Origin of the sequence: Malonomonas rubra, from assembly GCF_003247215.1 — a bacterium.
GTDB lineage: Bacteria > Desulfobacterota > Desulfuromonadia > Desulfuromonadales > Geopsychrobacteraceae > Malonomonas > Malonomonas rubra_A.
In genome coordinates this window covers 23,990-31,029 of sequence record NZ_QKAP01000107.1, presented here as the reverse complement: position 1 = coordinate 31,029, position 7,040 = coordinate 23,990, and the positions used below count along the sequence as shown (strand labels likewise).

The following is a 7,040-nucleotide window of genomic DNA, read 5'->3' as shown; positions in this document are numbered from 1 at the left end:
CAGACTACGCATGTAGAAGCCTTACGTGGAAAGCTTTCGGACGCGGGTTCGATTCCCGCCACCTCCACCAATTAGAAGGAAAGGCCAGTTCCCAAGAGCTGGCCTTTTCTTGTTTGTGATCAGTGCTTTGCAATTAATTGCACACCTATTTAGGGTGACATTAGATTGTCTCAGATTGTCCCCAGGACGAGGGTGTAAAAAGTTTTGTGTAAATGGTCACAGTCGGTTACAACCCGTAACGACTGGAGGAAACACTGATGACCATACCGGACGACCTGCTCGATGCCCTGATGAAGGAGTACAAAAATCCTGAAGATCTCATCGGGGAAACCGGGCTGCTCAAGCAACTGACCAAACGACTTCTGGAGCGAGCCATGCAAACCGAGCTGACCGAACATCTCGGCTATGAGAAAAACGCTTCAGCGACTAATAAGACCGGTAATACCCGAAACGGCAGTTACCAGAAGAAGATCAAGGGGGAGTTTGGCGAACTCGACATCACAGTTCCCCGTGATCGCGATGCCAGTTTCGAACCGGCGATCCTGCCCAAGGGACAGAGCCGCTTCACCGGCTTTGATGACAAGATCATTGCCCTGTACGCTCGCGGCATGACCACTCGCGATATTCAGGCTCATCTTGAAGAGATGTACGGCGTCGAGGTTTCACCGACGCTGGTTTCACAGGTGACCAAGGCAGTTCAGGAAGAGATTGTCCTCTGGCAGAATCGCCCTCTCGATGAGATCTGGCCGATCGTCTATCTCGACGCTATCCGCGTCAAGGTACGGCAGGATAACCGCGTCATCAACAAGGCGGTCTATTTGGCTGTTGGCGTCAACCTGGACGGCTTGAAGGAAGTCCTCGGCATGTGGACCGCCGAGACCGAGGGAGCGAAATTCTGGCTGCAGGTGGTCACAGAACTGAAGAACCGTGGCATTAGGGACATCTTTGTTGCCTGTGTCGATGGCTTGAAGGGCTTTCCGGAGGCGATCGAAACGGTTTTCCCGGATACGCAGGTTCAACTCTGCATCGTTCACATGGTCAGGCACAGCCTGAACTACGTGTCCTGGAAACAGCGCAAGGAAGTGGCCGCTGACCTGAAGGCGATCTACTCCGCGCCAACCGTCGAAGAGGCCGCGTATCACCTGGAGCGGTTCGAGGAAAAGTGGAACGCCAGCCATCCGACCATCGGTAAGTCCTGGCGGAACAACTGGGAGCGGATTACACCGCTGTTCTCGTATCCACCTGAGATTCGCCGGGCGATCTACACGACCAACGCCATCGAGTCGGTCAACATGTCGCTACGGAAGGTGACGAAGAACCGTGGCTCGTTCCCGAATGACGAGTCGATGATCAAGTTGATGTATCTGGCGTTGCAGAATATTGCCAAGAAATGGACAATGCCGATCCACAACTGGCGATCGGCATTGAATCAGTTTTCGATTATGTTTGAAGGGCGAATGCCGCTACTCTAACCGGCGGGCCGTTTACACAAAATCCTTTACAGGCCCTGCTCACCTCGCCCTACTCGATTTTTCCTGCCATTTCCTGGCAACCGTTTTGTCTTGCACTTTTCTTCTTACCGTTTATATCCGACCGCATACCTCTCCTATGCAACCGCTTATCACAAAGTTGCTTTCAGAAAAGAAACCTCTAATCTAATCTTTGGTTAGTAAGTATTTATAAAGACTCGGCACATAACTATGCATCGTCACCTCGGAGGTTCTCCCTATGGCAGTTCGAATCATTATTGTCCGGCATGTGCCGCAAGAAAAAGCCAACGACCTGCGCCCGCTGCTACTGCAGATGCGCTCTCTGGCCAACGCCCAGCCCGGTTACATCTCTGGCGAAACTTTGGTCAATTACGACGACACGACCGAGTACCTGGTGATCAGCACCTGGAAAACTCTCGATGACTGGAACAAGTGGTTGAATGATCCGCAGCGGCGGGCGTTGCAGAGCAAGGTGGATGAGATCACCGGCTCGGAGACCCTGTATTCGGTTTATTACAACGGCTAGAAAAGGATTTGCACCAATGATGGAAACCAAGATCAATCAGCTGCTCGAAATGCGCCAGAAAGCCCTTGAAGGGGGCGGCGCCGAGAAGCTCAAGAAACGCCACGCCAAAGGGCTGCTAACTGCTCGCGAGCGGATTGAGCTGCTGGTCGATGAAGATAGCTTTGAAGAGTTCGACATGCTAAAGACCCACCGCTGCCACCACTTCGGCATGGAGAAGACCCAGGTCTACGGGGATGGCGTGGTCACTGGCTATGGCACCATCGGTGGCCGGCTGGTCTACCTCTTCTCGATGGATTTCACCGTGCTCGGCGGCTCTCTGTCGGAGACATTTGCCGAAAAGATCTGCAAGGTAATGGACATGGCGGTGAAAAACGGTGCGCCAATAATCGGTCTCAACGACTCGGGCGGTGCGAGGATTCAGGAAGGGATCGAGAGTCTCACTGGCTACACCAACATCTTTCTGCGTAACGTCACCAGCTCTGGCGTAGTTCCGCAGCTCTCAGGGATCTTCGGCCCCTGCGCTGGCGGCGCGGTCTACTCTCCGGCGCTGACCGACTTCACTGTCATGGTGCGCAATAACAGTTACATGTTCCTGACCGGGCCGAAGGTGGTCAAGGCGGTCACCCACGAAGATGTCGATGTCGAGACACTGGGTGGTGCCAGCGTGCATACCACTAAGAGCGGCGTCGCCCACTTTGCGGCCGACAGCGAAGAACAGGCGATCGCCTATCTGCGTGAGCTGTTTTCCTTCATCCCACAGAATAATATGGAGCCGGCCCCGTTCAGGGATACCGAAGACCCGGTCTCGCGCGAGGATGACGGCCTCTGCCGCTTGATTCCTGACAACCCGAATCAGCCGTACGATATCAAGGCAATCATCAACAGCACCGTCGATGACAATCTTTTCTTTGAGATTCAGCCCGACTTTGCCCCCAACCTGGTGATCGGTTTTGGTCATTACGCTGGGCAGTCGGTCGGTATCGTCGCCAACCAGCCGCTGCACCTAGCCGGGGTACTCGATAACGATGCCTCGGTCAAGGGTGCACGCTTCGTTCGTTTCTGTGACGCTTTCAACATCCCGGTGGTCACCTTCGTCGACGTTCCTGGTTTCCTGCCCGGGACCGCCCAGGAGTACGGCGGCATTATCCGCAACGGCGCCAAACTGCTCTATGCTTACGCCGAGGCGACCGTACCAAAAGTCACCGTCACGGTTCGCAAGTCATACGGCGGCGCTTACTGTGTGATGAGCTCTAAGCACCTTCGCGGAGACATCAACTACGCCTGGCCGACCGCAGAGATCGCCGTCATGGGTGCAAAGGGAGCTGCAGAGATCCTGTTCGCCAAAGAGGTGAAGAAGAATCCTGAGCGGTCAGAAGAGATTCTGCAAGCGCGCAGCGACGAGTATCAGGAAAAGTTCGCTAATCCATACGAGGCGGCAAAGCGGGGTTACGTCGATGCAGTGATCCTGCCGCAGCGTACCCGCTTCCGGATCTGCAACGCGCTGGTGATGCTGGAAGGGAAGCAGGACAGCAACCCGCGCAAAAAGCACGGCAACATTCCTCTTTAACGTGGAAAGGCCATTCGAATGAATTTTAGTTGGCAGAATGTCATCGACGGCAACGGCATCGGTATCACCATCACCGGGATGTTGATCGTCTTTTCGGGGCTGCTTTTGATCAGTCTGTTTATTGCCGCCTTGCCACGGATCTTGGCTTTGCGGGAGCGCCCTGCGGGGGAGAAGAACGTTCCGCAACCGGCCAAACTTGAGGGCGCGGAAAACGAGCCGAGCGAAGCCGAAATCATGGCGGTCATCTCTTTGGTGCTGCATTTGGAACTGGAACGCAGCCTCGGCGAAGGGCATTGTCTGACAATCTCCAGACAGCGGCGTGTTGGATCTATTTGGTCTTATGCTGGGAAGATGCGTTCACTTTCTGAGGGTGGTTCACATGCGTAAATATCAACTTAAATTGAACGATAAAGAATATCTGGTTCATCTGCGCGATTTGAGCGGCGATGAAGCTACCCTGGAGATCAACGGCAAGGAGTATCGGGTAGAGATCTCTTCCGTTTCCGAAGTGATTCCGGAGGGAACCGCTACCAGCAGATCTCCGGCTCTGGTTGTCGCCCCCGCTTTGGTTGCAAAGTCGAAGAGTGCTGGCGCTGCAGAAGGGAGCGTTCAGGCACCGATCCCCGGTTCGATCATGGAAGTCTACGTGCAGGTAGGGGATCAGGTCAAAGCAGGGCAGCCGCTGTTCAAGATGGAAGCGATGAAGATGGAGAACGAGATCAATTCAAGCATCGACGGCACGGTCTCGGTGATCAACATCAGCACTGGTGACAGCGTCAATCAGGGTGACGAGTTGATCGTCATCACCCCTTGAACCTTGACCGATTTCTGCAGCAGGCAGATTGGAATTTTTTAGATGGAGATGCTCTACAACTTTATCCAGAACACAGGCTTCGCCGGGATGACCTGGGGAAACTTTGCCATGATCGTCATCGGCATCGTTTTCGTCACCCTGGCGATAACCAAGGATTACGAGCCACTGCTGCTGGTGCCAATCGGTTTCGGCGTGGTCGTCGGCAACATTCCGGCAGTGGCCGGCATGGCGCTGAGCGTCTATGACGATGGCAGCGTCCTGCAGTACATCTACTTTGGCGTCAGCCAGGGGGTCTTCCCGCCGTTGATCTTCCTCGGAATCGGCGCGATGACCGATTTCTCGACCATGCTCAGCAACCCGAAGTTGGTGCTGCTCGGTGCCGCCGCGCAGGTCGGTATCTTTTTGACTCTGATCGGTGCGCTCTACCTCGGTTTTTCGCCGGCCGAAGCGGGTGCTATAGGAATTATCGGCGGGGCTGATGGCCCGACGGCGATCTTCCTTTCTTCCAAGCTGGCACCTCATCTGCTCGGCTCGATCGCCATCGCCGCCTACTCCTATATGGCACTGGTGCCGGTGATTCAGCCGCCGATCATGAAGCTGTTGACCACCAAGCAGGAGCGCCTGATCCGGATGAAGACGCCGCGTCAGGTCAGTCGCAAGGAGAAGATCATCTTCCCGGTCGCCGCCTTTCTGATCTGTGCCCTGATTGCGCCCGGCTCGATGGTGCTGATCGGCATGCTGTGCTTCGGAAACCTGCTCAAAGAATGTCTGGTCACCGACCGGCTGGCCAACACCGCCCGCAACGCGATGATCGATATCGTCACCATCCTGCTCGGTTTCTCGGTTGGTGCAAGCACCGCCGCCGATCATTTCCTGACCTCGCAGTCGTTGCTGATCTTTGGCCTCGGTGCGCTATCGTTCTGTATCGCCACCGCCGGCGGGGTGTTGTTCGCCAAGCTTATGAACCTGTTTCTGAGGGACAAGATCAACCCCCTGGTAGGTGCCGCCGGGGTTTCCGCCGTGCCTGACTCGGCACGAGTGGTGCACACCATCGGCCTGCAGGAGGATCCGAGTAACTACCTGCTGATGCATGCCATGGCACCCAACGTGGCCGGGGTGATCGGTTCGGCGATCGGTGCCGGTATCCTTTGGTCGGTGCTGGTGTTGTAGCGGCGGTGAATTGCGTTTTCGATTTATTGATTCCAAGAGCGGAAGAAAAATTAAAATGTAAACGGAAAATAGAATTTCTGTATACAAAATCAGGGTGTTAGAGTTGCCGGAGAATGTTTTTTTTCTCCGGCACTTTGCGTTCTTGGGGGGACAATTTGTACGAAAAATTAACAACTGAGCTGCTGCTGGCCCGTGAACAGCGCGAACGGCGGCGACTGCAGACCAGCAAATATACCGATCAGACTTTGATCTGCCTGAGCCTGAAAATTCCCGGTCCCGACAAGCAGCCGCCCGGCGCGGAAAAGCTGTTCAGCTGGGGATTGCGGCAGGTGCTGGAGCTATTGCCGCTGGTTGAGAGCTGCTCCCACGGGCACGATCTGCTCGGTCCCTGGGCGCTGCTCGGCACCTGTCAGGACGCCCGAGAGATGAAGCGGAAGATGGTGGCGCTGGAGGAGGCGTTGCCGGCCGGACGCTTGCTCGATATCGATATCTATGCTCCGGAAGGTTGGCAGATCGGACGCAGAGAACTCAGTCTGCCGACTCGTCCCTGCCTGATCTGCAAATGCGCTGCGCTCGATTGTATGCGTCAGCAACGACACTCTCTGACTGAATTGAAGGCCTGTGTTGATGAACTGCTTGCCCCTTTCTGCTCTTGAGCTGTTTGCCACTTCCTTGACGGATGGCTTCCGGGCGGAACTCTACCTGACCCCCAAGCCAGGCTTGGTCGACTTGCTCGACAACGGCTCGCATGCTGATTTGACGTTACCGTTGATGGTTCGCTCGGTCGACTTGATCGATGACTATCTGCAGGAACTGGCTCATGCGCTTTATCACCGTCAGACGCTGTCGGAGCTTCAGCAGATCGCCTTGCGCGCCGAACAACGGATGTTGGCCGAACTGATCAGCAATACCCATCGAGGCGGTATCTTTCTGGGTGGTCTGTTGTTGGCGGGCTACGCCGAATGTGGCAGTCATGAACCGGAAAAGTTGGAGAACGCAGTGGCTTTGGTGGCACAGCGTTATTTGCTGCAGGCTAGGCTTGGCGAGAGTCATGGGCAGCAGGCACGGTCTCGTTATCGTACCGGTGGGATCATCACCGAAGCTTTGAACGGTCTGCCGGGGGTGTTTCAGGTCGCCCTGCCGAGCCTGCGCGACCATGCGGATAATCTTCGCTATGGCTGCTTTCTGGCCATGGCCCGGCTGATGCGGCACTGCGACGATACCACCTGCCTGCATCGTGGTGGTCAGGCCGGGTTGGACCGTCTGCGCAAGGCGGGAGATAAACTGGAGCACTGTCTGCGATCGGGCGGGGACAGCGCTAGCCTCTTGCGGGAGCTAAACGAGGATTTCCGGGCTCGGAACCTGACCATGGGCGGGGTCGCCGATCTGCTGGGGCTGGCGTTCGGCTACCTGAACTTCAGCATCGCCAGTGATGGTTTTGCCCCCTCTCGTCCCTGGTGAAGGTGACCGTTG

At 55.8% G+C, this 7,040-nt stretch carries 8 protein-coding genes and 1 other RNA gene; all 9 read left to right on the top strand.

The window, feature by feature from the left end:
- Positions 1–70, top strand: a transfer-messenger RNA (tmRNA) gene (gene ssrA / locus Q7J88_RS11330); the annotation flags it as partial.
- 187 nt (positions 71–257) lie between these two features.
- The gene (locus Q7J88_RS11325) at positions 258–1,472 is read left to right on the top strand and encodes an IS256 family transposase (protein WP_303722337.1); all 1,215 of its coding nucleotides are present in this window, start codon (positions 258–260) and stop codon (positions 1,470–1,472) included.
- Between the two features lie 256 nt (positions 1,473–1,728).
- Complete coding sequence (locus tag Q7J88_RS11320) at positions 1,729–2,016, top strand: antibiotic biosynthesis monooxygenase (RefSeq protein WP_303722336.1); 288 nt, start codon at positions 1,729–1,731, stop codon at positions 2,014–2,016.
- A gap of 19 nt (positions 2,017–2,035) precedes the next feature.
- Entirely contained in the window at positions 2,036–3,583 is a 1,548-nt protein-coding gene (locus Q7J88_RS11315; RefSeq protein ID WP_369682026.1) for an acyl-CoA carboxylase subunit beta, read from the top strand.
- Positions 3,584–3,601: 18 nt separating this feature from the next.
- Positions 3,602–3,970, top strand: a complete 369-nt coding sequence (locus Q7J88_RS11310; protein ID WP_303722334.1) for an OadG family protein — start codon at positions 3,602–3,604, stop codon at positions 3,968–3,970.
- On the top strand, positions 3,963–4,397 hold the full coding sequence (locus tag Q7J88_RS11305) for a biotin/lipoyl-containing protein (protein WP_303722333.1): 435 nt from the start codon (positions 3,963–3,965) through the stop codon (positions 4,395–4,397). Before Q7J88_RS11310 ends, Q7J88_RS11305 begins: the two co-directional genes overlap by 8 nt.
- Before the next feature lie 42 nt (positions 4,398–4,439).
- A complete protein-coding gene (locus Q7J88_RS11300; RefSeq protein WP_303722332.1) occupies positions 4,440–5,567 on the top strand; it encodes a sodium ion-translocating decarboxylase subunit beta in 1,128 nt (375 codons plus the stop codon).
- Positions 5,568–5,722: 155 nt separating this feature from the next.
- The gene (gene citX / locus Q7J88_RS11295) at positions 5,723–6,223 is read left to right on the top strand and encodes a citrate lyase holo-[acyl-carrier protein] synthase (protein WP_303722331.1); all 501 of its coding nucleotides are present in this window, start codon (positions 5,723–5,725) and stop codon (positions 6,221–6,223) included.
- Complete coding sequence (locus Q7J88_RS11290) at positions 6,195–7,028, top strand: triphosphoribosyl-dephospho-CoA synthase (protein ID WP_303722330.1); 834 nt, start codon at positions 6,195–6,197, stop codon at positions 7,026–7,028. Before citX ends, Q7J88_RS11290 begins: the two co-directional genes overlap by 29 nt.
- Positions 7,029–7,040: the final 12 nt, after the last annotated feature.